A 25,022-nucleotide genomic window follows, 5' to 3' on the forward strand; every position below is an offset into this window, starting at 1 on the left:
TAGTGCGGAGGGCTTTTCATGGAAAACAATGTTTTTCACTTACAATATGCATTAGATACCTTTTATTTTCTTGTAATGGGCGCCCTGGTCATGTGGATGGCCGCCGGTTTCGCGATGTTGGAATCAGGCTTGGTGCGCGCCAAAAACACCACTGAAATTCTTACCAAAAACGTCGCCCTCTACGCCATTGCCTGCATCATGTATCTGATCTGTGGCTATGAAATCATGTATGGCAGCGGCGGATATTTCCTGACCGGCGTCATGCCCGGCGACACCTATGTCGATGACACCTTGAATGCTTTCGCAGAACGCGATGGTGGGTTCTCAGGCGCCGCCATCTACTCTGGCGCATCCGACTTTTTCTTCCAGGTTGTGTTTGTCGCAACCGCCATGTCTATCGTATCCGGCGCTGTCGCAGAGCGTATGAAACTATGGGCGTTCCTGGCTTTCGCTGTAGTGATGACAGCATTCATCTATCCGATGGAAGGCTCCTGGACTTGGGGAACTCAACCAGTATTCGGACTGTATAGTCTTGATGAAATGGGCTTCAAAGACTTCGCGGGCTCCGGTATCGTCCACTTGGCTGGCGCTGCGGCGGCTCTGGCTGGCGTATTGCTGCTTGGCCCACGTAAAGGCAAATACGGTCCTAACGGACAAGTTAACGCAATCCCCGGCGCCAACCTGCCAATGGCCACACTGGGCACCTTCATCCTGTGGATGGGCTGGTTCGGCTTTAACGGCGGCTCAGTATTAAAACTGGGCGACATCGGCAACGCCAACTCCGTCGCCATCGTATTCCTGAACACCAACGCCGCAGCGGCCACCGGCGCGATAGCCGCTCTGATCACCGCTCGCCTGTTGTTTGGCAAAGCAGATCTGACCATGCTTCTGAATGGCGCACTGGCCGGTCTGGTGGCAATCACCGCCAATCCTGACGCGCCGTCCCCTGTCGCCTCCTCATTGATTGGCGTGGTCGCAGGCGTACTGGTCGTATTCTCCATCGTGACGCTGGATAAACTGAAAATCGACGACCCTGTTGGCGCAATCTCCGTACACGGCGCTTGTGGTCTACTGGGTCTGCTGGTAGTGCCTTTCACTACGGATGTCAGCTTCCTGGCTCAGTTGGCTGGCGCGCTTACCATTTTCGGATGGGTATTCACAACCAGCTTGGTCGTGTGGGGTCTGATCAAAGTGATCATGGGCATCCGCGTCAGTGAAGAAGAAGAATATGAAGGCGTGGATCTGGCGGAATGTGGAATGGAAGCTTATCCTGAATTCACCCGCGACTGATCTCGCAAAGCGACCTTAGTAAGGGGCTGCCATTCGGCGGCCCTTTTTCGTGTGAGCAGGATACTGGCGTTATGAGAAGCCTGCGCCCCCAGACATAACGTCGGGGCGTACATATTTTCCCCTAGTTACGCTGCCTGACAGCGTGATTAAAATGCGCGCAATTCTATAGGGTTAATAAGATGTTAGCATCCATCATCGGCACACTGGCGGCGCTGCTCACCACACTGGCGTTCCTGCCCCAGGTGAGGCAAACGCTGAAAACGAAAAACACATCCGGCATCTCACTCGGGATGTATAGCATTTTTACGTTGGGCGTCTTTCTGTGGCTGCTTTATGGGATCATGATGGTCGCGTGGCCAATCATAATCGCAAACACGCTGACGCTAGCGCTGGCGTCCACCGTGCTGGCGCTAAAGCTGAAGCACGGCTAAGCGCTGCGCCTTCATTTAAGGCAGAATTTCGATGGGCGTGCCGTCCGGCACCAAAGACCAGATCTCATCCATCGCCTGATTGTTAACGGCAATGCATCCATCCGTCCAATCAAACTCGTAAAGCCAGATACTGTCACGGTCATGATTAAAATCATTAGGCCAACCATGGATCATGATCATTCCTCCAGGCTCTCTCCCTTGGCTTCTTGCGTACTCAATATCCTGGTCATTAGGGTAAGAGACGTGAATAGACTTATGGAAAGCGCTGTTAGGGTTACGCCAATCAAGAGAGTAGGTGCCTTCAGGCGTGCGCTCATCCCCTTCAAATTGCTTATGTCCAAGCGGCTTATCGCCCAGCGCGATGGGATATACCCGTAGAGGCTTCCCTTCTTTCAGCAGTATTAAAAGTCTAGAGGCCTTCTTTACCTGCACTTTGTCCACAAGTGGAGCCATATAGGCGGATTCAGACAACGCTAACGATGTTTGCGCAGGCTCAGCCCAAACACTGCAAACAGCAAGACAACTCGCTAGAAATAGTAGACCTTTCCGCATGAGACCCTTTAGAAATTTATTGGACGACGCTTAATAAACAGCATAGCAAACATGAGAATCCTGCACAGATTCGAACTGTGACCAAGGACATCCGTTTGTATATCAGCCGTGCATGTGATGCGTTTTTACAACACTATTAAAGGGATGCCAACAAGTCATTGAAGTAAATGCCAGAAATCAGACATAAAAAAACCTGCGCCAAGCGCAGGTTTTTTATCGCTTCGCGGAGTCTGGAATCAGCTTTTGTACTTGCTGAACGCCAAACAGGCATTAGTGCCGCCGAAGCCGAAGCTGTTGCTCAGAACGGTATTCAACTCAGCGTCCGTAGGCTCAGTTACGATCGGGAAGCCTGCGGCTCTTTCATCCAGCGCTTCGATGTGACGTGAAGGCGCAATGAAACCACCTTCCATCATCAACAAGCAGTAGATGGCTTCGTGTACACCAGCAACCCCCAAAGAGTGGCCGGACAGCGACTTAGTGGAGCTGATGCGCGGCAGATTGTCGCCAAAGGCTTCTTTTACCGCTTTCAGTTCAATGATATCGCCGACTGGCGTACTGGTGCCGTGAGTATTGACGTAGTCTACCGGCGTATTTACGGTAGACAGCGCCTGATGGATACAGCGTACAGCGCCTTCTCCAGATGGAGCCACCATGTCTTCGCCATCGGAAGTGGCGCCGTAGCCCACCAACTCAGCGTAGATCGGCGCGCCGCGACGCAGCGCATGCTCCAGCTCTTCTACGACGACAACCGCGCCGCCGCCAGCGATGACAAAGCCATCACGGGTGGAGCAGTATGGACGTGAAGCGCGGGAAGGATCGTCGTTGTACTTGCTGGACAACGCGCCCATAGCGTCGAATAGAACCGCCAGGCTCCAATGCTCTTCTTCACCGCCGCCAGCGAATACGACGTCTTGCTTGCCCAACTGAATTTGTTCCCAGGCGTGACCGATACAGTGAGCGGCGGTCGCGCAAGCGGAAGTAATGGAGTAGTTAACGCCGCGGATTTTGAATGCGGTGGACAAACAGGCGTTTACAGAACTGTTCATAGTGCGGGGTACGCGATAAGGTCCCACACGCTTGACGCCTTTCTCACGCAGAATATCGACGGATTCGACGACGTTACTGGTGGAGGCTCCGCCAGAGCCCATCACGATGCCAGTGCGAGTGCTGCTCAACAGCTCTTCGTCTATTTTGGCGTCTGTGATGGCCTGATTCATGGCGATGTAGGCGTACGCAGCCGCGTCGCCCATGAAGCGCAGATGCTTGCGGTCGATGTGTTCAGCGAAATCGATCTGGACGCTGCCACTGACCTGACTTCTCAAGCCCGCTTCTTTATAGCTTTCGTTAAACCGAATGCCTGAGCGGCCAGCTTTCAGTGACTCAGCCACCTCCTCTTTGGAGTTGCCCAAGCAGGATACGATTCCCATTCCGGTTATGACGGCGCGTTTCATTCAGAAACCTCTTACATTTGCAAAGGATAACTTATTTGATTTCCGCACCGCTCATGGCGGCGGGGTCAAACAAGCCCACTCGTAAATCCTTGGCAGTATAAATGGCTTTGCCGTCGACATACACGGTTCCATCAGCCAAGGCCATAATTAACTTACGAGCGATTACTCTTTTGATATCGAGAACATACTCGACGGATTTTGCGGACGGCAACACCTGACCGGTAAATTTAACTTCGCCGACTCCCAGCGCCCGGCCCAATCCCTTGTGACCTTTCCACGCCAGGAAAAAGCCAACCAGCTGCCACATGGCGTCCAACCCGAGGCAACCTGGCATGACCGGATCGCCAACGAAATGACATTTGAAAAACCACAGATCCGGATTGATATCCAACTGCGCACGCACGGTCCCGTGACCGTATGCTCCGCCTTCCGCAGAGATAAGAGACACCCGGTCGACCATCAACATCTGATCTACGGGAAGTTTCGCAGCGCCTTCGCCAAATAACCGTCCCTGTCCGCAGGCTTGAAGTTCTTCTTTCGTATATGAAGCTTTCACTCCATGGTTTTCTGCTATTGCGTGCACGCAGTTAACTCCGATTTCTATTCACGTCCAATAGCCTGCCAACCATATACCGGCTGTGTTGCCGTTTCTTGACAGGAGTTATGGTTTGCATGTTAGTGCGCCCGAAAAAAGTACGTCTATTGGACAAAGGTAGGTTCGCACCCTGTTCGGAAGGCCGGATTCCCTTATAGAATCTGGCCTTGCGCATTAAAATACAGATGTATAGAAATAAACGTTAGGACTAATCGAAGTCAAGTTCATTCTTCATGAATTCAGGCAAAGCCAAGGCCGCTTTGTGTACTTCCGCATTGTAGTAGCGAGTGACGAAAGGACGCTCCGCCGCATCTTCCTCACGGAAATATTCCAGCTTCTTGCCCTTGCCAGCCATAGTGCAACTCCACCAGCCAGTGGGGTATACAGGCTGCGGGAAAGGCAGGGTTTTGACGCCATCGAAGCCCGCCTGACGCATGTCTTCATGCACTTTTTTAATAATGCTGGCCGTGTGCAACAGTGGGGACTCTGTCTGCTGCACGATCATGCCGCCTTCGCGCAGGGCCATGAAACAGTTGCGGTAAAAGTCGACAGCGAACAGGCCTTCCGCAGGTCCAACCGGGTCGGTGGAGTCGACGATAATCAGGTCGATGGACTCCAAGGGCGCGTCGGCGATCCACTTGATGCCGTCACCAAAGAAAAAGTTGGCGCGTGGATCATTGTTAGCGGTGCACAGGTCAGGGAAATACTCCTCTGCGACGCGGGTGACGCGCTCGTCGATTTCAACCTGCCAGGCTTCTTCAACGCCAGGGTGTTTGAGCACTTCTTTCAATGTGCCGCAATCGCCGCCGCCAACAATTACGACTTTCTTCGGCGCCTGATGAGTGAACAGCGCGGGGTGGGTCATCATTTCGTGGTAGAGGAAATTGTCACGGTCTGTCAGCATGACGCAACCGTCCAACACCATCAGATTACCGAAGGTTTCCGTCTCAAAGATTTCAATCTTTTGATACTGGCTCTGCTCTTCGTGCAGTTTGTTTTTGACTTTGAGGGAAAACCCGGTGCCCTGGTCCTGAAAGATTTCGGTAAACCACCCGGGGATCTGCTCGCTCATTATTTTCTCCCAATGATTCGATTAAATTTCTGTCGGCGCTATGCGCCTGCGGCTAAAGCAGCCTATTGTAGGCGTAAGGCGCGAAGATCACAGCATAATTTTGGGGACCGCCTAGGTTTCTCGGCCCCCATGAAACTATGCCCAAACGTAAAGCTAACATCTTATTAACGCTACTGATTCCGCTTGCTTTAAAATGTCGCCCCTTGACGATAACTTTAACACTTTATCCGGGGGCATATTGCCGAGGAGACGCATTGATGGAAGATTGGACCCGCGATCACGCACTGTCCACCTACAACATCCCATTCTGGGGTGACGGCTATATAGATGTTGACGCCGATGGCGACGTTATCATCCGCCCTAAAGGCTCAGAACACAGCGCCAGCGTGAGTCTAAAAGGGCTCGCCCAACAAGTCCGCGCCGCTAATCTTGGGCTGCCGGTATTGGTGCGTTTTGCGGATATTCTGCATCACAGGGTCAATCATTTGTGCGAGGCGTTTAATCGCGCCGCGGAGCAACTGGCCTATTCAGGCCGCTATACCGCGGTCTATCCAGTCAAAGTGAACCAGCAGCGTCGCGTCATTGAAGAAATCGTCGCCGCGCAACCCGCCGCCGCCAATGGCCAGATCGGTCTGGAGGCGGGCAGCAAGCCTGAGCTGATAGCCGTGCTGGCTATGAGCAACCCCGGCGCCACTATTGTCTGCAACGGCTACAAAGACCGTGAGTTCATCCGTCTCGCCTTGCTGGGTCAGCAGATGGGCTACAAAGTTTATATCGTGGTCGAAAAGCTGAATGAACTGACTTACGTGCTGGAAGAAAGCCGCAATATGGGCGTGACGCCGCGCATCGGCGTACGCGCCCGGCTGGCCTCAATAGGCAAAGGCAATTGGCAGAATACCGGCGGAGAGAAGTCGAAATTCGGCCTGTCTTCCGTGCAAATTCTGCAGGTGCTGAACACGCTGAAACAAGCCAACGCATTGGAGTCTCTCCAGTTACTGCACTTCCACCTCGGTTCACAAATCGCCAATATCCGGGATATACAGACAGGATTGCGTGAGTGCGCGCGCTTTTATGGCGAGCTTCGTCGCCAGGGGGCTGACGTGAAGATCGTCGACGTTGGCGGCGGTCTGGGCATCGACTACGAAGGCACTCGCTCCCGCAGCGCCTGTTCGGTTAACTACAGCGTACATGAGTACGCCTTCCACGTTCTGCGTACGATCAAAGAAGAGTGCGACCGCGAAGGCATCCCTCATCCGAATGTGATTACTGAATCCGGCCGCGCCATCACCGCCCATCACGCCGTGTTGATCACTGACGTCATAGACAGAGAGAGCGTGGCGCAGCCGGATGCGGTCAAACAACCGGATGCAGACTCTCCATCTGTCGTTCGCGACTTATGGCAGGACCTGGAGGCGCTGAAAGACCGCAATAATCGCCGTTCGGTCATCGAGATTTACCACGACGCCGCCCATGCTTTGCAGGAAGCGCAAACCCTTTTCATTCATGGCGTGTTAAGCCTGAACGACCGAGCCCAGGCCGAGACTATCTATCAGGCGTTGTGCCTGTATATCCGTGAGCACCTGCAACCTGAAATCCGCGCGCACCGGGAAATATACGACGAGCTTAACGAGAAGCTGGCGGACAAACTGTTCGTGAACTTTTCTCTGTTCCAGTCGCTGCCGGATATCTGGGGCATTGACCAGATCTTCCCGATACTCCCGCTAAGCGGTCTGCACAAGCGCCCAACACGACGCGGGGTCATTCAGGACATCACCTGCGACTCCGATGGGCGCATCGATCAATATGTAGATAGTCACGGCATTGAAACCACACTGCCGATTCCCGAGCCTGAAAAAGATCAGCCTTTCCTTCTCGGATTTTTCCTGGTGGGCGCTTATCAGGAAATTCTCGGCGACATGCACAATTTGTTCGGCGACACCGACTCCGTGGACGTGTGCCTGGATGAGCGGGGCGACCTGTCCCTACAACACCCCATCAGCGGTGATACGGTCGACAAAGTGCTGCGCTACGTTAACTTCGAACCGGAGCAATTATTGCGCGCTTTCGAAGACAAGATGGCGGCGTCGGATTTACAGGAGCAGCAAAAGCAGGATTATCTGCAGGAACTGAAGGCGGGCCTGACCGGCTACACCTACCTGGAAGAGTAAACCGCAAACCTGGGGTAACCGGACCGAAAAAACGGTTACCCCAAACCAGGTGGCGACGATTTATCGCGATGGCGCAGCCACCAACATAAAGCGCGCGCTGTATGGCTGCACGACAACGCTGTGATATCCCGACAATAGAGCAACTTCCTCATCACTCATCAGATCTTTCAAATTCCCTGCACTACCAATAGTCGTTCCCTCAAGCTCAACAGTGACCGGATCGCCAGTAATATTCAGTAGATATAGCACAACTTCACTACCCGCCTGTTTGCGGTCGACATAGACTTTGCCGGACTGGGCATGGTTGACCGATGCCCGCGTTCCCGCGTACAGGGCTGGATGGGCGGCGCGCACCGCCATCAGGTCACGAATGTAGTCACGGATTTCCGACTGCTTGGCGTCAGCCGCAAATATCGCGCCGTCTTCCCCACTCGGCAAACCTTCCACCTTGGCGCTGGAACGAGCGACATGGTCGTCGCACAAACCGGCTTTGGCGCCTGCGCCATTGTCAGACTCGCATGCGACGCGATCCGAGAAGCCGGCCACTTCATCGCCAATTTCGTCTCCGTAGTACAAGGTAATAGGGCCGGTGTATGCGGCGAGGAAGCTGTAGGCCGCTTTGTGTAAATCGACATAACGATCCTCACCCGGATTGGCGATTTCGCCCCGCTGCAGCAAGTCGCCAAAGCGCACCAGATCATGATTGCCCAGGAAGCCATTAGGCAACGCATGCGCCGGATAGGCCGCCTGGGTGGCGTATCCTTCCTTAAGCGTTGCAACAGCGGCGGCGCGATGCCCACTCTCTTCGACCCCTAGCGTCTGGACAATTCGATAGCGCATGGGGAAATCAAAAGAGGAGCACAAGCCTGGCTGCGCTTCTGAACCATATGCCTGCGCAGCAATTTCAGCCTCGCTTTTCCAGACTTCGCCCACCATATAGCCCAACGGGTTTACCTGCTCTCCGTTCATGGTGTAAGTCACGCTTTTTGAAGCGTTCTCCACAGACTTTCGGATCTCTCCCCAGGCGCCTGTCGGAACCTGATAAGCCTGATCCAAACGCCATCCGTCTATCTTCAGTTCTGTCACCCAATAGGCGGCGACTTCCTTGAAGAAATCCAGATCGTCGGGGTAAACCGCTTCTCTCCCCGTCCCCGCCTGGGCGACGCCATTATCGCTGACCACACGTCCTTGCGGTGAAGGGAAGTCGCCGGCATTACTCTTAAAATGGCCAAAGACGCCGTCAAAGAAGACATAGATGCCGCGCGCGTGCGCTTGCTCCACCAGCTCCCGGGCTTGCGCCATCGTGCCGAAATTAGGGTCTATGGAAAAATAGTCGCTGGTGAAATAGCCTGTCGCATCGAGACGATCCGCCCATTCATCCTGGCCGGAGATAGAGGAGCTTTGAAACACCGGGGTCAACCAGATCGCATTCATGCCTAGATTTTTGATGTAGTCCAGAGAGTCGATAATGCCCTGCAGATCGCCGCGATGATGACTGCTTCCGTAGCCCGCGCCGTAATTGGCGTTCAGGTCGCCATCGATAAACGACTCCACCATCACCTGATAGATGCGTAATGCTTTGGCTTGATCGTAAATTTCCTGATTACAGGCGTATGGCTGATAATCTGGTTCGACAGGCGTGGAGCCGCCAGAACTGCTTCCGCCGCCACCGCTGCATCCGGCTAATAAAACGCTGAACGACAAAAAGGCCGCCGCTTTGTTCAACTGCATGAGTGCTTCCCCGTTTTTATTCTCGACCTAAGGCGCGGGCTGTCGTCCGCCAAGATTGCACAGCGCAAGACAGCCGCCCATGATATGGCGTTAAGTAATATCACCTATCAAACGAAAATTTATCCTTCCGGGGGGACGAGAATGGGGCGTAGAAAGAGGGAGGGATGCTCCTCCCTCTCTTTGCAGGGAGAGGAGCTGAGCGATCAAACCATGCTGCGCAACATCCAGGCAGTCTTCTCATGCACGCTCAAGCGGTCGGAAAGCAGTGACGCAGAGCTTTCATCCGTCGCCTCTTGGGCCGCTGGCAACGCTTCACGGATATTCCTGGCGATCTGCTCGTGGTCTTTCGCCAGCACCGCCAGCATTTCATTCGCCGCAGGCACGCCAGCCTCTTCCTTCAACGTCGCCAGTTTCTGGTAGCTGGAGTAGCTGCCGGGGGCGAATTCGCCCAGAGCGCGAATACGTTCGGCGATAGCGTCAATGGCGGCCGCCAGGTCCGTGTAGTGCATTTCCGTCAGGGCGTGTACTTCCTGAAACCGGGGGCCGGTGACGTTCCAATGGAAGTTCTGTGTTTTCAGGTACAGGGTGTAGCTGTCCGCCAGCAACCTGGATAATGAGTGCGCGATATTCTGACGGGCGTTTTCAGTTAATCCGATATTGATATCCGACATGGTCGTCTCCTTTCCTGGTTACTTAAAGTAGTTGGAAAGATAATAAGCCCAACCCAATAAGCAATAAATTTTATTAAAACTAAAATCCTGATTGATTTTAACTATACAACCATTAAGTAGTCCGTTTCCGCCGCCATGTTATAGCCGATCAGCGACTCAGCTAACAACCCGCCCGGGCATGATCATTTCAATCGTCACACCGTCACTGACGCCCGAAGCCAGCTTCAGTTCGCCACGATAGCTTTCCACCAGCTCCCGCACGACGGAAAGCCCAATGCCCTGACCAATCGGGCGACTATCCAGGCGCACGCCACGCTGTAGCGCCTTGTCCCAGTCTTGCGCGGGAATGCCGGGGCCATCATTGCTGATCGACAGCGTCACGAAACCGTCCACTTCACCGGAAGCATGAATAGACACTTCCGCATCGCCGTATTTAAAAGCGTTATCGATCAAATTGCCCAGCATTTCCATCAAGTCCGCTTCATCCGCGAGAAACGCCACATCTTCGGGTACGTCGACGTCACAATATAAGCCTCTGTCAGCATAGACTTTCTGTAAAACGGACGTAACGCGATTGACCAGGGGCAGGATAGACGTCGGTTTATGCCAGACGCCCTCTCCTCCGGCGCTGGCGCGCTTGAGCTGATAGGTCACAACGTCATCCATACGCGCCACCTGCTCCCCCAGAGTGCGCCGACGTTCTTCCTCATTCATCTCAATGGCGCCGCGCAGCACCGCCAGCGGCGTCTTCAGACTATGCGCCAAATCTCCGAGACTGTTGCGATACCGTTCCCGTTGTCGCCGCTCCACATCCAGGACGGTATTCAGTGCGTGAGTCAGCGCGGCGATTTCTTTCGGATAGTTTTCCGACAGTGTGTCCATTTCACCTTTTTCAATCGCCCCCAATTCCCGAGTCACATTTTGCAAAGGGCGCAGCGCCCAACTCAGAAACAATGCAACGATAGCGCACAAGGCTATTGTGACAATCACCAAACCAATAGAGAGAGTTGTAGTGAATGAACGCGACTCCTGTTCCAGCAAAGAAGCCTGCTGCCAAACCTCGAATACATAGCGACGAAAGCCGTTTTCAACAAGACTGCTGTCCACGGCGAACAGCGCAGGCAGTTGTACCTGCAGATAGCCTGGTCTGGCGTCTACGCGCCGATGGGAAATTCGACCCGGCTCCGTTTCCGGCGCCAGCCAGGGTAAGGTCTGTGGAAGGCCTAAACTTGAGCGGGATTGCCAGACGATAAAGCCGTCGCTGTTACGCACAACAGCGACCAGACCCGATTGGGCCTGATTAAACCGACTCTCTTGAAGTTCTTCCGGTAAGTGCAGGCTGTCGCCCGAAGGCTCCGCCGCCGCCAGTAATAAATAGAGGTGCGCGCTAAGGCGATCGAGATGCGCCCGTTCCAGGCTCTCCTGATAAGCGACGTAAACAACCCACCCCGCCGATACCACGAAAAAGGGAATGACCAGGGTGAGCAGCCAGAAGCGGGTGCGAAGTGAGAGCCGCCGCACAGTGATCAGGCGGTCTTCTGCGGCGGCCAGTTAAACCGGTAGCCCTGGCCGCGCAAGGTGGTGATCGGTTTGTTGACCCCATCCGGGTCCAGCTTTTTGCGTAAGCGGCCGATAAATACCTCGATGACATTGCTGTCACGATCAAAGTCCTGCGCGTATAAATGCTCGGTTAATTCAGTTTTGGATACTGCCTGCCCGGCGCGATGCACCAGATATTCAAGCGTGTTGTATTCGTAGGCGGTCAGCTCCAAGGCGGAGCCGTCGATTTGCACCAGCTTGGCGCGGGTGTCCAGGGTCATGGGACCCGCCTGAATCACTGGACTGCTGAACCCGGAAGAGCGCCTCAGCAGAGCGCCCAGTCGCGCCATTAATTCGGCGACGTGAAAAGGCTTCACCAGATAGTCGTCAGCGCCAGCCTCCAGGCCGCTGACTTTATCCTGCCAGTGGCCGCGCGCGGTAAGAATAAGAATGGGGAATTCCTTGCCCATGCCGCGCCACTCCTGGATCACCTCCAGGCCGGTGCGTTTGGGCAGACCCAGGTCGACGACGGCAAGGTCATAAGGGTTTTCTTTACCCAGATAAGCGGCGACCTCGCCATCTTCCGCCGTGTCTACAGCGTAGCCATGTTTCACCAGTTCGTCCCGTAATTGGCCACGTAACAACGCTTCGTCTTCGACCAATAGTATTCGCATGCTTGATTCCCGCTAACTTCCTAATACCCTGTCGCTTTGTCGGAGTCGACACCCCGTTAGCTGACTCTTCCCGAACTGCGCTCAACTACGTAGGTTTTCACCACTCCGTTGGGAAGCAAAACTTTCACCCGATAGACATCGCCCTGGGACTCAACTTTCAGCACCCGTCCCCCACTTACCTGACGCACGAGACTGGCGGCGTCCTGCTCACTCACGTCCGCCAGCAATAGTGTATCCGCTTGCGAGGGTGAATAACCGAAGGCCGGGGCGGCCAACGCAGCCGGGGTATGTAGCCAGGCTGTCAGTAAAATGGATGTTAAGAGCAATGTTCTGGTCATGGTTCAGCTTCTCGTAGAGGGCCGCCCGCCAACCAATCAGGCGGGCTCCACAGTCACTCTGATACGAATGCGGTCACCCGGGTACTGGTCCATGCGGGTGCGGTATTCGCGTCCCTGATACTTATAGGTCACCCAGTATCCCATAGTCTCCTGCACATATTCCACGTCGTAGGTGGTTTCGCAACGTCTTTCATTAGTGTAGTAAGACTGGGAATGAGAGGTTGATCCCCGGTTGGAAATGTCATGCCCGATGGACGCGCCCAAAATCGCGCCGACTGCGGTTCCAACCTGCTTGTTGCGTTTCTTATGCCCTACCGCATTACCGATGGCTCCACCGATTACGCCCCCCAGGATAGTGCCGGTATAAGAATCGGAAGACTGACGCGGCGCTTCGTGGCGAACCTGCTCAGTCCAGCAGGACTCGCGAGGCGTACGATGCTCAACGGATTTAGTGATAGGCTCTACATCCACCACTTTAGCGTAATCATATTCAGCGCCGCCGCGGTGATGACGACCGCCAGCAAAGGCCGGCGTGGCCAATGTAACTGAAAGTGCGGCGATGGCCAGAGTTTTGATTTTCATGAGTGAATCTCCTTGCGCTTATCTGATGGGTTCAGATTAATGCGGTCAACCTGAATGCTAACTGAACTTGCGCCAACAAATTTCACCCGCCGCTTACCCTATGAACAGGAGTTTAATTATTAACCACCCTAAGCGGCGCTATATCGCCCATCCTCTTACTTCCTGTATCAGGAATTTGAAAGCATTCTCCACCCGGCACTGCCGACTGCAAGTGCGGCGCAAAGCGATCAGCCCCTGGGTAACGCTTACCAGATAACAGGCGGCGGCTTCTGGATCAATATCCACACGTATGCCGTTATTATCTTGAGCGCGAATCAAAGCCTGAGCCAATAGCAATTCCAGCTGACGCAGCCAGTCATCCACTTTTTTCTGCACCAGCTCATCCACGCCTCCCATTTCAGAGCCGGCATTCTGAACATAGCAGCCTACCCGGCCGCCTTCGCTGCAAAGTCCTGCGCTCAATCCCGCCAGATACTCCACGACGGCGTCCAACTCGGCCTCGTCGCACAGCAAAGGCGCAGCAATACGCCGAATCACTGTATTTAAATAATGATCCAACGTCAGATGAAACAACGCTCGCTTGTCGCCGAAAGTGTTGTATATGCTAAAGCGGTTCAGTTCCAACTCATCGCATAACTGCTGTAATGAGGTGGCTTCGAAACCCTGCCGCCAGAACAGCTTCATGGCGATATGCAGTTTTTCTTGTGGGTCAAAGGCGGTAGGTCTTCCCATTAAACTTTTCTGATTTCTCAGACTCTTAAACAGATTAGCAAACAGAGGTCGTTCATATTATAAACAGTTCTTGACTGAACGTTCAGAAAAAATCTATATTTCTAAACGATCAGTCAAAAATAAAAGGCGAAACAATGAAAATATATCAGGCACGGATCGCGCCCAACCCTCGTAGAGTAAGAATTTTCCTGGCGGAAAAAAACATTGCGATGGAGTATGTCGAAGTCGACATTCAGAAAGGAGAACAACACAGCCCTGAATTCAAACAGAAGAATGCGCTGGGCCTGCTCCCGGTGCTGGAGCTTGACGATGGCTCCCACTTGTCGGAATCCATCGCCATTTGCCGCTACTTCGAAGAACTTCAAACTGAACCGCCCCTGTTTGGACGAGACGCCAAAGAAAAGGCCATTGTTGAAATGTGGATCAGGCGCTGCGATTTTTATTTCATGTTTCCCACCGGCATGTGTTTCCAAAATACGTCCGAGTATTTCAAAGGACTCAAGCGCCAGGTTCCCGAGTGGGGCGAGCTATGCCGCGAAAAGTCAGGCAAATTTTTCAATCTGTTGAACAACCATTTTGAGCATAACGCCTATCTGGCCGGTGATTACTGCAGCATCGCCGATATCAGTGCGTTCTGTACGGTGGACTTCGCCAAGGTCATCCAACAGCGAATTCAGCCGGAGCATAGCCACTTGCAGCGCTGGTATGACGCGGTCGCAGCGCGGCCCTCCAGCAAAGCCTAAACAGCGAGCGCCGTCACAAAAGCGGCGCACAAGGAGCAATTTCATGATAGACCTGTATACCGCCGCCACTCCCAACGGGCATAAAATCAGCATCGCCCTGGAAGAAATGGAACTTCCCTACACAGTGATCGCAATCGACCTGAGCTCCGGCGTGCAGAAGAAGCCGGAGTACTTGAAGCTGAATCCTAATGGACGCATCCCCACTATCGTGGACCGGGAAAATGATGACTTTGTGGTATTCGAGTCCGGCGCTATTCTGGTTTATCTGGGCGAGAAGTCAGGTAAGTTTTACCCCACGGACGCCAAGCGGCGGTCACAGGTTCTACAATGGCTGATGTTTCAAATGGGAGGCATTGGACCCATGATGGGGCAAGCCAACGTGTTCTTCCGTTATTTCCCGGAAAAACTGCAGCCTGCTATCGACCGCTATCAAAATGAAGTTAAACGGCTTTTTGGCGTTCTGGACGGGCATTTGGCGAATCATCAGTTTCTGGTGGATGACTATTCCATCGCCGACATCGCCAATTGGGCCTGGGTGCGCACACATAACTGGTCTGGCGTCGAAATCGCTGATTTCTCCCATCTCACGCGCTGGGTGCAGGAAATCGCCGCTCGGCCTGCAGCACAGAAAGGTATAGAAATTCCCAGGCGCGCAGAGCCGGAAGAGGTGGTGAAAGGCGTGCAGTCCATCCTTGTGAGGTGACGGGTCTAGAGCTTGAAGCGCTCCAGCATCCCGTCGGACGTAATCGCGATCACGTCTCCGTTAGCGGCGAACGCCATATCCAATACCGCCCCGCTGCTGGCGGGGCCCCATAGACGTCTGGCCTTGGCGGACCAGAACCCGATTTCGTCGCCATTCACTGCGTCAACGAGGTAAATATCGCCGCGGAAAGTTCCTAGCAATAGACGACGTCCGTCAGCGGAAAATCGGGCGCTGGTGAAGTTCTCATAGCGGTAGGATAACTTAGCCTTGGCGTCGCCGCTGATAGCGTCCCAGATAACAGCGTCCTCTCTCTGCGCCGCGGAGAAAGCCAAGGCGCCATCGTTGGAAAGTGCGACCGTCTTCACCTGATTAGAGTGGGCGAATGTATGCATCAAAGCGCCTGTGTCCAAGCGCCATAGTCTCGCACTCTGGTCATCCGAACCTGTGATCGCCCACCGATTGTCGCCGGAGATGTCCACCGACGTCACTTCCGCTTTATGGGGAAATTCATAACGGGACTGGCCTCTTTGTATGTCAAAATACACCGCCTGGTTGCTGCGCATGCCGAGCAAAGCGTATTGGTTATTCGGTCCAATCGCGAGAGTGGAGACCTTATCCGGCGCGCGCCAGAAGTTGAGGGAATGTCCATCCACTACATTCCATACCGCCAGGTCTGCATCCACTGCGGTGATCGCCAGTTTGGCGTCGTCCGCCATCGCCACCGCGCGAATGGTGCTGAACTCTCCCTGTTGATGATTCCAGTTGTAAAGACGTTCGTTCTTGTCCAGCGCCCACAGGCTGCCCCCATGATGGACGGAGCCTATCAGCGCATAGCTGGCTTCCGCCGAGAGAGAGCCACTAAGAAGCCCTTGCTGCGCCACTTTAAGAGAGCTTTCAGGTCCTTTGCCGCCACAGCCGGAAAGCAGCGTACTGGCTGATATAATCAACGGCAGGAGTTTCCACAGATAAGTCCTTGGGACGCGCATACTGAGTAAGATGGTTGAAGCTGAATTCAAGGTTGATTAAGGAAGTTTAGACAACCTTATGGGATAGGCAAAATTATTTGTGGAAAATTAACAGGTTAGAACAAGCCGACCGCCTATGGCGACCGGCTTTCATGACTTGGGCCCGTTCAGGCGACTTGGTCAGCGTGAGCGTTATGCAGTTTTTCGATCAGCATATCTTCCAGTTCGAAGCGCTCTTCTAGACGTTCGCCCAATTTGGAGAGTTCAGGCAACAGCGCGTTCAATTCCGCCAGTTCTTCCGGCGTTTTATCATACCGGTCATTATAGTCCAGCGCCGCTTCAGTAGTGGCCTGGATTTTCGGAAACAGCTCCTTCACCAGCTCCATACCGCCGTCGTTAAATTCACGGGCTTCTTCGATTAATTGCTCGTACACCTCAAAGTGGCCTGCAGACACGTAATCCAACAGCACCTGGCAGAACGTCTTAAAGTTTTTTACCGCAGATTCCACATCTTCAAACTTGCTCTTGCCGACCAGATCGCAATAACGCACGATCAGGTCCTGCCTTTCCTTAAGCCAGCGGTCGATTATTTCACTGACGCCACCCCATCGCTCTTTGGCGTTTTGGCAATTTTCCAGCATGACCTCACCCTTATCTCTATCTATCTGTGCTAGCCGTTAGTGTTATAAGTATTTTTAATAGTGGCTTTCAACTATACGCGATCACTCGTTTGCTAAACAAGCGTACCGAATTCCTTTTTCAATGTTTTACCAAACCGCCCTCAGCGCGCCCTGCGCACCCATGCAAAGGCCCAGACGACGGTAAAGCCAATGAAGGCGACCAGCGTCCAGCCAGGAATGCTCAAGCCGAGAAAAGTCCACTGCACCTCAGCGCATTCGCCAGTGCCAGTCAACATCATCGTCAATACTTCCGAGAACGGGAACGCCTGAAACATATATTCCAAACCGGGGCCACAGGCCGGCACCTGATCCGCCGGCAGACTCTGCAACCATAACTGACGCGTCGCCAAAGCCGCGCCGCCCAGGGTCGTCACCCACCCCAGGATCGTGTAAACAGTGGTTCCCTTGCTTTTCGGGTTATGCAGCGCCGCAGCCAGAAACACCAGTCCCGCCAAAACAAACGCTATGCGCTGCGCCATGCACAACGGACAAGGCTCAAGGTCTTCCACATATTGCAGGTAGAAAGCGAATCCCATCAATCCGGCGATCGCCAGAAAACACAGGAAGTAAATCGTTCGGTTGGTGAGCCATGCGGGCATGAGATCTCCTGTTCTCCTGGTAGAGTAGCTTGTCAAAACGGGTTTCGATTTTGCTGAGAATAAACTTTGCTTGCAAGACGCGAAAACCATTTGACGCTCTCCAAGGCCTTGTCTAGGCTCGAAATAACCAAAGTTTAATCAAGAGGACGCCTTCCATGGTACTCAAGCACGCCTTTCCGCGCGATATCCGTCTGCTTGTTCTGCTGACGATCATCGCCCTGGCGATGGCGTCCGGCGCGCGCGCGGAGGGTCAGGACGACCTGGTGCAATACATCGATCTGAAACCATCGTTCGTGCTTAACTACGATGGTCCCGGCAGTAAACTCAAGTTCGCCAAAATAGACGTATCCTTACGAGTCAACACCCGCACTGCGGCGGCGGCGGTCGAACACCATATGCCGGCGCTACGCAACCTGCTGGTGCTGATGTTCAGTCGTCAAACGGAGAAGGTGATGGGCTCAAATGAGGGCCGGGAACAACTGCGAGCCGAAGCGCTACAGGCGCTGCAGGACTTTCTACAGGAGGAGTCTGGAGGCAAGATGGCCGAAGACCTGCTTTTCACCAACTTCGTAGTGCAACGCTGATCGTGTTACGCCCGGACTCCGACATCGCCGCAATCCGCGACGTCGTCGGCAGCGCCCCTTCGGTTCAACAGATTCAGGCCGTTCTCGCCTTACCTTTTTTATCGCCCGCCTGAGCGCCGTCTTCCCAACCCGCTTCCCAGGCCGCGATGACGACTTCTCCGCGATACGGACATTTGACCCGCTCCATGCCTAAGACGCCCGCCATATATCCTTGCTGATATGCTTTATTAAGCGTTTCCAGATTCCAGTTCAGAGATAGATCTGCGGCCATACCCGGCCTCCCAATTCGCATGCCAAATTAAGTTGATGGTTCAGATTTGCTTTTATCGTTATATCGCCGCCAGCGATGCAGACTTCGCATTTGATAATCTGTTTCAGTTGGCTGCGAGCTCATTCATTGGCTACTTCGCGACCAGGATTAGGCCAATAGGCTTAGTCACATTACAACAATAATCCAACACACCAATAACAAAAAGCTTCTGATGCACAAAAAGTGTAGCAAATTGTAAACTTATGTTACAGCCAGCAAAAAGTAGCACGCCAAAAGGAGTAGAACAAGGTGAATGGCTCGGAATTGTGCGCTGGTTGACGCGATGGCTGGTCGGACAATTTCAGCGAGGGTAACCAGAAAGCGCAGCGCCTGGAGAGGTCAATCAAGCCGGGACCTGCACGGTCCCGGCATGCTTAAAGTAGATAAGAGATGGTTAGACGTACGTCAGATACTGTTTCAAATAGGCGTCGAAAGGCAGGTTGTCCGCTTCCCGCAGCGCTCTTTCGTCGGCCCAGGATTGTTCACCGGCGCGAATATAGTGCTGCATGCGCTCAGGAGACAACGGATTCGCGGTCAGTGTCTGATGATGCGCCTGCGACATCGCCAAAGTCCAGTCTACGTAGCCCTTGCCACTGGACACCGCTGCATAGGTGCGTGCGGAGGGCGTCAGACTGGGATCATTCACTTTAGCCCTGGCGTCCTGCACCGCAGCCGTATAGTGATCGCCGCCTTTAATGGCGTCCAGCTCCCTGGCGCACAGCTCAACCTGCTCCAGTATGCTCAGAGCCCATTTCGGCAGACTGCTCTGAGCGTAGTCATTTTGCTGCAAACGCACTAAATCCGCGTCCACAGCGCGACCGCGGGATACGGTGTTCAGGAAGTTCTCTTCGATAATCGAGCACTCTTCATCCACTATCTTGGCGCTGTCGGACAGCAGACAGGTCAACAGAAATGCATCCAGAAAACGGATTTGCGACTCGCTCACGCCGATTGGTGAAAACGGGTCCAAATCAAGGCATCGCACCTCGATGTATTCAATGCCACGACGCTTGAGCGCCTGTATCGGCTTCTCGCCGCTCTGAGTCACTCGTTTGGGACGGATGGTGTTGTAGTACTCGTTTTCAATCTGCAACAGGTTGGTGTTTAGCTGGATAAACTCACCATCCCGCTGCATGCCGATCGCCTCATAACGGGGGAACGGCGTGTGCGTCGCGTCATACAGGGTTTTGACGTATGTGTTGAGGTGATTAAAACAGATCTTCAGCGACGACTGCGCATTATTCTGATACCCCAGATCGCTCATCCGCAAAGAGGTCGCATCAGGCAAACCCAGAGTATCAACCCCGAATTGATCCAGTTTATGGTCGCGACCGCTAAGGAAGCTGCGATCCAGCGCCGGAGAAGCCCCAAACAGATACATCAGCAGCCAGGACCAGCGACGAAAGTTACGGATCAGCGAGAAGTAACTCTCGGACTTGAACTCCTGCAGCGGCGCGCTTTGCGCAAGAACTTCTTGATAGGCGCGCCAGAAGTCATCGCCTAAAGAAAAATTAAAATGCACGCCAGCGATGCTCTGCATAATGCGCCCGTAACGATAGGCCAGACCGCGTCGATAGACGTGCTTGATCTTACCCAGGTTGGATTCGCCGTATTCCGCGATGCGAATGCTCTCATCCCCATCCAGCAGACTGGGCATACTGCCCGCCCACAGGAACTCTCCCGCTGGCAGGTTGGCGTGCACAAACTGATGAATTTCCTGCAGAGAGGTCAGCAGTTCATCCACCTCACGGGTCACTGGCGTAATCAACTCCAGCAATGCTTCTGAATAATCCGTGGTGATATTCGGGTGGGTCAATGCAGAACCCAACGCCTGAGGGTGGTCGGTTTGGGCGATGAAGCCCTTGCTGTCTACGCGCAGTCCTTCCTTTTCTATGCCGCGGTAGATATCCGCCAGCGCTTGGGGGTGACGACGCCTCAACTTTTCCAGGCGCGCTGCTAACTTCTCACTCATGCACGATTCCTTGCTCCAGGAACTAATATTGGGGGAGAGACAACCCTCCCCGTCTTCGCCGCCGCGCCACTCCCGGCATTCTACAGAGAGCGCGCAAGATTCTCCGCAGATGCGACCCTCCCTGGATTCACGGCAGTTATATTTAAATACTAGCCTTTCTTTCCTGGTTGCTGCTTCTGCGCTTTCAACAACAAGGCGCCGAACGACCCCATGCCTCCCGCAGCGGATTCGTTACCGGTATTCCTCTTCTGTTTTGAAGGCTGCCGGCCGCCATCGCGAGCGCCTGAGTTGGCGCTGCTTTGAACGTCATCGTCAAGACGCATGCTCAACGCGATGCGCTTACGCGCCGCATCCACTTCAATCACTTTCACCTTCACAATGTCGCCCGCCTTGACCACTTCCCTGGGGTCTTTGACGAATTTGTGCGACAACGCAGAGATATGCACCAGACCATCCTGATGGACGCCGATATCCACAAAGGCGCCGAAGTTGGTCACGTTGGTGACGGCCCCTTCCAGCACCATGCCCGGCTTGAGATCTTTGATATCCTCGACGCCTTCCTGGTACTGAGCGAACTTGAACTCAGGGCGCGGATCGCGTCCCGGTTTATCCAGCTCGGCCAGAATATCTTTGACCGTAGGAACGCCAAAATGTTCATCCACGTAATCATTTGCTGTCAGGCTGCGTAAGAATGTGGTGTCGCCAACCAGGGATCGCAAGTCCCGGGCATTTTTTTCTGCAATTTTGTTTACCACCACATAAGCTTCCGGGTGCACCGCCGAGGCGTCCAGCGGGTTGTCGCCGTTCATGATGCGCAAGAAGCCAGCGGCCTGTTCATAGGTTTTGTCTCCCAGACGCGGCACTTTCAGCAACTGCTGGCGATTCAGAAACGCGCCCTTGGCGTCGCGATACGCCACGATATTGCCCGCCAGAGTCTGGTTCAGACCGGCCACCCTCGCCAGCAGAGGCGCGGAAGCCGTATTGACGTCCACGCCCACCGCGTTAACGCAGTCTTCCACTACCGCGTCCAAAGTGCGCGCCAGCTGTGTTTGGCTGACGTCGTGCTGATATTGACCGACGCCAATGGATTTGGGATCGATTTTCACCAGTTCCGCCAGCGGGTCCTGCAAGCGACGCGCAATAGAGACTGCGCCACGGATGGTGACGTCCAGATCCGGAAATTCCTTCGCAGCGTATTCGGAAGCGGAATATATAGAGGCGCCGGATTCATTGACCATAATTTTGGTCAGCTTCATTTGTGGGAACTGTTTGATCAGATCGGCGACCAGCTTATCAGTCTCTCTGGAAGCCGTTCCATTGCCGATACTGACCAGCTCCACCTTATGCTTGGCGCACAGCGCCGCCAATTGGGCGATGGATTGCGACCACTGGTTTTTCGGCGCATGGGGATAAATCGTGGCGTGGTCCACAAACTTACCAGTGGCGTCGATAACCGCCACCTTCACACCAGTGCGCAGACCAGGGTCCAACCCCATGGTAGCCTTGGCGCCCGCCGGCGCCGCCAATAGCAGGTCTTTAAGGTTGCTTCCGAATACGTTGATGGCCTCTTCTTCCGCACGCTCGCGAATTCTGCCCATCAAGTCCGTCTCCAACTGCGTCAGCAGCTTGACGCGCCAAGTCCAGCGCACCACATCTTTTAACCAGCCGTCGGCGGCGCGGCCTTTGTCGCTGATGCGCCAGTGCACGGCGACGATGTTTTCACAGGGATGCGGCTCCAGCCGCGATTCAGGCTCGTCCGGCAGCACAATCTGAAAGCTCAGCACGCCTTCGTTACGGCCGCGGAAAACCGCCAGCGCGCGGTGGGAGGGAACGCCTTTCAGCGGCTCCTGATGCTCGAAGTAATCGCGGAATTTGGCGCCGTCCTGTTCTTTGCCCTCTACGACGGCCACTTTCAGTACGCCCTGTCCCCAGAGATGTTCGCGCAGGCGGCCGATCAGTTCGGCGTCTTCGGCGAAGCGCTCCATCAGAATGTAACGGGCGCCTTCCAGCGCGGCTTTGACATCCGCCACACCCTTTTCCGCATCGACAAAGCTTTCCGCCAGCGTTTCTGGAACCAGAGAGGGATCAGCTAACAACTGCTCCGCCAGAGGCTCAAGCCCCGCCTCTTTGGCGATTTGCGCCTTAGTGCGGCGCTTCGGTTTATAGGGGAGATACAAATCCTCCAAGCGGTTTTTAGTGTCCGCATCGATGATCTGCGCGCGCAACTCGTCGGTGAGTTTGCCCTGCTCCTCAATGCTGCTGAGGATGGTCTGCCGCCGGTCCTCCATTTCACGCAGGTAACGCAGTCGGTCTTCCAGATGACGCATCTGGGTGTCATCCAGGCCACCAGTGACTTCCTTACGGTACCGGGAGATAAACGGAACAGTGGCCCCTTCATCCAGCAGCGTGACGGCCGCCGCAACCTGCTCGGCTTTGGCGTTGAGTTCTTGGGCGATAACGCGATAAATCTTTTCCATTAAAAACCTGTCTACTCAGTTCTTTGCATAGTATCTGCAGATTTCCGCCGGCTCGTCTCCCCTATTACCTAACACTGCCAAAATCCTGCGTAGCCCAGTCTTTCAACTCAAGAAATTCCTTATCAATCAGTGGCTGTTGCAATAAAAGCAAGCCTTGGGCGACGCTATCGACACTGGGGATGCAGCCGACGGTCTCGTATTCCGGGCGTCCCATTATATAGATCAGGCCTCAAACAAGAAGAGCCAAAACAGACAGGGGAATTGCGGTTTGGACAGACCAGCCTTTTCTCATTGATGCTTGCGCAGTCGGCGCAGGTCGCCAGCCACTTGCATAAAATCGCAGAATTCACGGAAAGGCAGCGGGCGCGCAAACCAATACCCTTGCGCCTGATCGCAATTATGCCGACGCAGAAACTCTAACTGCTCCGGTTTCTCCACCCCTTCTGCGACGACGGTCATGGAAAGGCTGTGCGCCAGAGAGATCATACCGCTGACCAATGTGGCGTCTTCTGGAATCGTACAAACGTTCTCAATAAAGGACTTATCTATCTTCACCGTGGAGATGGGCAGGTTGCGCAGGTTAGTGAACGAGGAATAGCCTGTGCCGAAGTCATCCAGCGCGAAATGCAGACCCAGATGAGTCAACTCTTTCAAGCACTTAAGCGTGTAGTCCCGATCGAACATCATCGCAGACTCAGTCAGTTCGAATTCAAACTTGGTGGTATCGATATTAGCGTTATAGATAATGCGGAAAACCGTTTCCGATAAGCGCCGGTCAAAGAACTGCCGGAATGACAGGTTAACCGCGCACACCAGATCGTCATACCCCATGGTCTGCAACATGGCCAGATCCCGGCAAGCGCGCTCCAGCACCCAATAGCCCATGGGAATAATCAGGCTGCTGCGTTCGGCGGCGGCGATAAAGGCCCCCGGGGTCAATACTCCCAGACGCGGATGGGGCCAGCGCACCAGCGCTTCCATGCCCACTACTTCGCCGCTGCGTACGTCGATTTTCGGTTGATAGTAGAGATCCAGCTTGTCGCCTCGCAGCGCCTGTCGGAACTCGGTCTCCAACTCCAGGCGCATATCCAGTTCACGGTTCATGCGATCGTTGAAGAAACGGTAACTGACGCCATGCTCTTTTTTGGCGTCGAACATCGCCTGATTGGCGCGACGCAGCAGGAGGTCCGCACTGTCGCCGGATTCAGGGAACACCGCCATGCCCATGGAGGCGGTCAGATTCACCGGGTGCTGGTTCACGACAAAGGCTTGTTCGAAAATATTGGCCATTTTCTTGGCCACATTGATCAGGCTGAAGCTTTCCTGTCCGTCCTCAAGAATCACCGCGAACTCATCTCCGCCTACCCGGGCCAGACAGTCCGAGCGCCGCAACACCTGCCGCAGGCGCGCCGCCATCATCTTGATCAGAATATCCCCCGCCCGATAACCGAGGGACTGATTCACGGTGCGAAACTCATCCACATTTACGAAAATCAGGCCAACCCGATGTTTAACCCGCTCCGCCCGCAGAATGGCCTGGTGCAGACGATCGTAAAAGCGGGCGCGATCAAGAATGCCGGTCAAACTATCCAATTGCTCCCGCATTTCAAAGTCCAGGCGAAATAGTTCGCGATACCATGCCCGACGCACCGAACGCACCAATAAAGAAGCCTCCAGACTGGACTTGCTCAGATAGTCCGCCGCCCCCGCCAGGATCAGGCTACGGGCGTGGCGTTCATCAGCATAGGGACCTAGCGCGATGACAGGGGCGTCTGCATGGTGAGACAGAATGCGCAGAAAACTGTCCTTGTCGCCGTCGAACAGGTTTTCTTCCCACACGACCATATCAAACTTGCGTTTTCGCAGCACATCCATCGCCATGGGAATACTATTGCACCAGTACAATTGAATATCCTTCTCAGCGGCGGTGAGATGCTGTAGCCAGAGAAAGTCGCAATGCGACTTCACCACCGCCAGCACATCCACATTGTCTTCAGTGCAGGAGACAGCCCGAACGCCAGATTGACCCGGATTCATAAGAGATTGCCCGACATGCTCGCTCATGCAGTAAATTCCCTCGCCCGCGGTATAACGCGGATTCATTAAAGAACTTATTCATGGCGGCGGTTAACATTCGCAACTAACGCCAGCATTTGAGGCTAT

At 54.2% G+C, this 25,022-nt stretch carries 24 protein-coding genes; 6 read left to right on the top strand and 18 right to left on the bottom strand.

Going from position 1 to position 25,022, the window contains the following annotated elements:
• The first annotated feature begins 18 nt into the window (after window positions 1-18).
• Window positions 19-1,290, top strand: coding sequence for an ammonium transporter (locus tag AC2IBB_RS31955; RefSeq protein ID WP_486330663.1), 1,272 nt, complete (start codon window positions 19-21; stop codon window positions 1,288-1,290).
• Window positions 1,291-1,469: 179 nt separating this feature from the next.
• A complete protein-coding gene (locus AC2IBB_RS31960; RefSeq protein WP_127973844.1) occupies window positions 1,470-1,721 on the top strand; it encodes a SemiSWEET transporter in 252 nt (83 codons plus the stop codon).
• 15 nt (window positions 1,722-1,736) lie between these two features.
• Here AC2IBB_RS31960 and AC2IBB_RS31965 read toward each other — a convergent pair whose 3' ends face one another.
• The 4 genes from AC2IBB_RS31965 to speE form a co-directional block, all read right to left on the bottom strand.
• Window positions 1,737-2,174: a L,D-transpeptidase family protein gene (locus AC2IBB_RS31965; RefSeq protein ID WP_486330664.1), complete on the bottom strand. Its 438-nt coding sequence runs from the start codon at window positions 2,172-2,174 to the stop codon at window positions 1,737-1,739.
• Window positions 2,175-2,509: 335 nt separating this feature from the next.
• A complete protein-coding gene (fabB, locus tag AC2IBB_RS31970) occupies window positions 2,510-3,724 on the bottom strand; it encodes a beta-ketoacyl-ACP synthase I (RefSeq protein WP_486330665.1) in 1,215 nt (404 codons plus the stop codon).
• A gap of 31 nt (window positions 3,725-3,755) precedes the next feature.
• Window positions 3,756-4,307, bottom strand: a complete 552-nt coding sequence (gene fabA / locus AC2IBB_RS31975) for a bifunctional 3-hydroxydecanoyl-ACP dehydratase/trans-2-decenoyl-ACP isomerase (RefSeq protein WP_486330666.1) — start codon at window positions 4,305-4,307, stop codon at window positions 3,756-3,758.
• Between the two features lie 220 nt (window positions 4,308-4,527).
• A complete protein-coding gene (gene speE / locus AC2IBB_RS31980; RefSeq protein ID WP_486330667.1) occupies window positions 4,528-5,391 on the bottom strand; it encodes a polyamine aminopropyltransferase in 864 nt (287 codons plus the stop codon).
• Window positions 5,392-5,648: 257 nt separating this feature from the next.
• On the opposite strand from speE, the gene speA reads away from it, so the two are divergent.
• Window positions 5,649-7,559 (top strand): biosynthetic arginine decarboxylase, encoded by a 1,911-nt coding sequence (speA, locus tag AC2IBB_RS31985; RefSeq protein WP_486330668.1) that lies wholly within the window; start codon window positions 5,649-5,651, stop codon window positions 7,557-7,559.
• A gap of 60 nt (window positions 7,560-7,619) precedes the next feature.
• On the opposite strand, the gene AC2IBB_RS31990 is transcribed toward speA, so the two are convergent.
• The 7 genes from AC2IBB_RS31990 to AC2IBB_RS32020 form a co-directional block, all read right to left on the bottom strand.
• On the bottom strand, window positions 7,620-9,290 hold the full coding sequence (locus AC2IBB_RS31990) for an alpha-amylase family glycosyl hydrolase (RefSeq protein WP_486330669.1): 1,671 nt from the start codon (window positions 9,288-9,290) through the stop codon (window positions 7,620-7,622).
• Window positions 9,291-9,493: 203 nt separating this feature from the next.
• Window positions 9,494-9,961 carry a Dps family protein gene (locus AC2IBB_RS31995; RefSeq protein WP_486330670.1) on the bottom strand — a complete coding sequence of 156 codons (468 nt, stop codon included), beginning with the start codon at window positions 9,959-9,961 and terminating at the stop codon, window positions 9,494-9,496.
• Between the two features lie 156 nt (window positions 9,962-10,117).
• Window positions 10,118-11,482 (bottom strand): ATP-binding protein, encoded by a 1,365-nt coding sequence (locus AC2IBB_RS32000; protein ID WP_486330671.1) that lies wholly within the window; start codon window positions 11,480-11,482, stop codon window positions 10,118-10,120.
• A gap of 5 nt (window positions 11,483-11,487) precedes the next feature.
• On the bottom strand, window positions 11,488-12,174 hold the full coding sequence (locus AC2IBB_RS32005) for a response regulator transcription factor (protein ID WP_486330672.1): 687 nt from the start codon (window positions 12,172-12,174) through the stop codon (window positions 11,488-11,490).
• 56 nt (window positions 12,175-12,230) lie between these two features.
• Window positions 12,231-12,512 carry a PepSY domain-containing protein gene (locus tag AC2IBB_RS32010; RefSeq protein WP_011400108.1) on the bottom strand — a complete coding sequence of 94 codons (282 nt, stop codon included), beginning with the start codon at window positions 12,510-12,512 and terminating at the stop codon, window positions 12,231-12,233.
• 36 nt (window positions 12,513-12,548) lie between these two features.
• Window positions 12,549-13,094 carry a glycine zipper 2TM domain-containing protein gene (locus AC2IBB_RS32015; protein ID WP_486330673.1) on the bottom strand — a complete coding sequence of 182 codons (546 nt, stop codon included), beginning with the start codon at window positions 13,092-13,094 and terminating at the stop codon, window positions 12,549-12,551.
• Window positions 13,095-13,232: 138 nt separating this feature from the next.
• On the bottom strand, window positions 13,233-13,826 hold the full coding sequence (locus tag AC2IBB_RS32020; protein WP_486330674.1) for a TetR/AcrR family transcriptional regulator: 594 nt from the start codon (window positions 13,824-13,826) through the stop codon (window positions 13,233-13,235).
• 134 nt (window positions 13,827-13,960) lie between these two features.
• On the opposite strand from AC2IBB_RS32020, the gene AC2IBB_RS32025 reads away from it, so the two are divergent.
• Together AC2IBB_RS32025 and AC2IBB_RS32030 are read left to right on the top strand one after the other, a co-directional pair.
• Window positions 13,961-14,569 (top strand): glutathione S-transferase family protein, encoded by a 609-nt coding sequence (locus AC2IBB_RS32025; protein WP_486330675.1) that lies wholly within the window; start codon window positions 13,961-13,963, stop codon window positions 14,567-14,569.
• Between the two features lie 43 nt (window positions 14,570-14,612).
• Window positions 14,613-15,272: a glutathione S-transferase family protein gene (locus tag AC2IBB_RS32030; RefSeq protein WP_486330676.1), complete on the top strand. Its 660-nt coding sequence runs from the start codon at window positions 14,613-14,615 to the stop codon at window positions 15,270-15,272.
• A gap of 5 nt (window positions 15,273-15,277) precedes the next feature.
• On the opposite strand, the gene AC2IBB_RS32035 is transcribed toward AC2IBB_RS32030, so the two are convergent.
• The 3 genes from AC2IBB_RS32035 to AC2IBB_RS32045 all read right to left on the bottom strand — a co-directional run bounded on the left by AC2IBB_RS32035 (window position 15,278) and on the right by AC2IBB_RS32045 (window position 17,516).
• Complete coding sequence (locus AC2IBB_RS32035) at window positions 15,278-16,219, bottom strand: WD40 repeat domain-containing protein (RefSeq protein WP_486330677.1); 942 nt, start codon at window positions 16,217-16,219, stop codon at window positions 15,278-15,280.
• Window positions 16,220-16,404: 185 nt separating this feature from the next.
• The gene (rsd, locus tag AC2IBB_RS32040) at window positions 16,405-16,878 is read right to left on the bottom strand and encodes a sigma D regulator (protein ID WP_486330678.1); all 474 of its coding nucleotides are present in this window, start codon (window positions 16,876-16,878) and stop codon (window positions 16,405-16,407) included.
• A 140-nt stretch (window positions 16,879-17,018) separates the two neighbouring features.
• Window positions 17,019-17,516 carry a disulfide bond formation protein B gene (locus tag AC2IBB_RS32045; RefSeq protein ID WP_486330679.1) on the bottom strand — a complete coding sequence of 166 codons (498 nt, stop codon included), beginning with the start codon at window positions 17,514-17,516 and terminating at the stop codon, window positions 17,019-17,021.
• Between the two features lie 155 nt (window positions 17,517-17,671).
• Here AC2IBB_RS32045 and AC2IBB_RS32050 point away from each other — a divergent pair, with 155 nt between their 5' ends.
• Window positions 17,672-18,100, top strand: coding sequence for a flagellar basal body-associated protein FliL (locus AC2IBB_RS32050; RefSeq protein ID WP_486330680.1), 429 nt, complete (start codon window positions 17,672-17,674; stop codon window positions 18,098-18,100).
• A 73-nt stretch (window positions 18,101-18,173) separates the two neighbouring features.
• Here AC2IBB_RS32050 and rmf read toward each other — a convergent pair whose 3' ends face one another.
• The 4 genes from rmf to AC2IBB_RS32070 all read right to left on the bottom strand — a co-directional run bounded on the left by rmf (window position 18,174) and on the right by AC2IBB_RS32070 (window position 24,923).
• The gene (gene rmf / locus AC2IBB_RS32055) at window positions 18,174-18,371 is read right to left on the bottom strand and encodes a ribosome modulation factor (RefSeq protein ID WP_011400118.1); all 198 of its coding nucleotides are present in this window, start codon (window positions 18,369-18,371) and stop codon (window positions 18,174-18,176) included.
• A gap of 433 nt (window positions 18,372-18,804) precedes the next feature.
• Window positions 18,805-20,382, bottom strand: coding sequence for a glutamate--cysteine ligase (gene gshA, locus AC2IBB_RS32060; protein ID WP_486330681.1), 1,578 nt, complete (start codon window positions 20,380-20,382; stop codon window positions 18,805-18,807).
• Between the two features lie 149 nt (window positions 20,383-20,531).
• A complete protein-coding gene (locus tag AC2IBB_RS32065; RefSeq protein ID WP_486330682.1) occupies window positions 20,532-22,859 on the bottom strand; it encodes a Tex family protein in 2,328 nt (775 codons plus the stop codon).
• A 288-nt stretch (window positions 22,860-23,147) separates the two neighbouring features.
• Window positions 23,148-24,923 (bottom strand): putative bifunctional diguanylate cyclase/phosphodiesterase, encoded by a 1,776-nt coding sequence (locus AC2IBB_RS32070; protein WP_486330683.1) that lies wholly within the window; start codon window positions 24,921-24,923, stop codon window positions 23,148-23,150.
• Between the last annotated feature and the right edge of the window lie 99 nt (window positions 24,924-25,022).

Source organism: Hahella sp. NS-SX17 (assembly GCF_057367735.1).

Excerpts from the sequence above, each read along its gene's own strand:
- AC2IBB_RS31955 (WP_486330663.1), top strand. The coding sequence starts at position 19 with ATGGAAAACAATGTTTTTCACTTACAATATGCATTAGATACCTTTTAT.
- AC2IBB_RS31960 (WP_127973844.1), top strand. The coding sequence starts at position 1,470 with ATGTTAGCATCCATCATCGGCACACTGGCGGCGCTGCTCACCACACTG.
- AC2IBB_RS31965 (WP_486330664.1), bottom strand. The coding sequence starts at position 2,174 with ATGGCTCCACTTGTGGACAAAGTGCAGGTAAAGAAGGCCTCTAGACTT.
- fabB (WP_486330665.1), bottom strand. The coding sequence starts at position 3,724 with ATGAAACGCGCCGTCATAACCGGAATGGGAATCGTATCCTGCTTGGGC.
- speE (WP_486330667.1), bottom strand. The coding sequence starts at position 5,391 with ATGAGCGAGCAGATCCCCGGGTGGTTTACCGAAATCTTTCAGGACCAG.
- speA (WP_486330668.1), top strand. The coding sequence starts at position 5,649 with ATGGAAGATTGGACCCGCGATCACGCACTGTCCACCTACAACATCCCA.
- AC2IBB_RS31990 (WP_486330669.1), bottom strand. The coding sequence starts at position 9,290 with ATGCAGTTGAACAAAGCGGCGGCCTTTTTGTCGTTCAGCGTTTTATTA.
- AC2IBB_RS31995 (WP_486330670.1), bottom strand. The coding sequence starts at position 9,961 with ATGTCGGATATCAATATCGGATTAACTGAAAACGCCCGTCAGAATATC.
- AC2IBB_RS32005 (WP_486330672.1), bottom strand. The coding sequence starts at position 12,174 with ATGCGAATACTATTGGTCGAAGACGAAGCGTTGTTACGTGGCCAATTA.
- AC2IBB_RS32010 (WP_011400108.1), bottom strand. The coding sequence starts at position 12,512 with ATGACCAGAACATTGCTCTTAACATCCATTTTACTGACAGCCTGGCTA.
- AC2IBB_RS32015 (WP_486330673.1), bottom strand. The coding sequence starts at position 13,094 with ATGAAAATCAAAACTCTGGCCATCGCCGCACTTTCAGTTACATTGGCC.
- AC2IBB_RS32020 (WP_486330674.1), bottom strand. The coding sequence starts at position 13,826 with ATGGGAAGACCTACCGCCTTTGACCCACAAGAAAAACTGCATATCGCC.
- AC2IBB_RS32025 (WP_486330675.1), top strand. The coding sequence starts at position 13,961 with ATGAAAATATATCAGGCACGGATCGCGCCCAACCCTCGTAGAGTAAGA.
- AC2IBB_RS32030 (WP_486330676.1), top strand. The coding sequence starts at position 14,613 with ATGATAGACCTGTATACCGCCGCCACTCCCAACGGGCATAAAATCAGC.
- rsd (WP_486330678.1), bottom strand. The coding sequence starts at position 16,878 with ATGCTGGAAAATTGCCAAAACGCCAAAGAGCGATGGGGTGGCGTCAGT.
- AC2IBB_RS32045 (WP_486330679.1), bottom strand. The coding sequence starts at position 17,516 with ATGCCCGCATGGCTCACCAACCGAACGATTTACTTCCTGTGTTTTCTG.
- AC2IBB_RS32050 (WP_486330680.1), top strand. The coding sequence starts at position 17,672 with ATGGTACTCAAGCACGCCTTTCCGCGCGATATCCGTCTGCTTGTTCTG.
- rmf (WP_011400118.1), bottom strand. The coding sequence starts at position 18,371 with ATGGCCGCAGATCTATCTCTGAACTGGAATCTGGAAACGCTTAATAAA.
- gshA (WP_486330681.1), bottom strand. The coding sequence starts at position 20,382 with ATGAGTGAGAAGTTAGCAGCGCGCCTGGAAAAGTTGAGGCGTCGTCAC.
- AC2IBB_RS32065 (WP_486330682.1), bottom strand. The coding sequence starts at position 22,859 with ATGGAAAAGATTTATCGCGTTATCGCCCAAGAACTCAACGCCAAAGCC.
- AC2IBB_RS32070 (WP_486330683.1), bottom strand. The coding sequence starts at position 24,923 with ATGAGCGAGCATGTCGGGCAATCTCTTATGAATCCGGGTCAATCTGGC.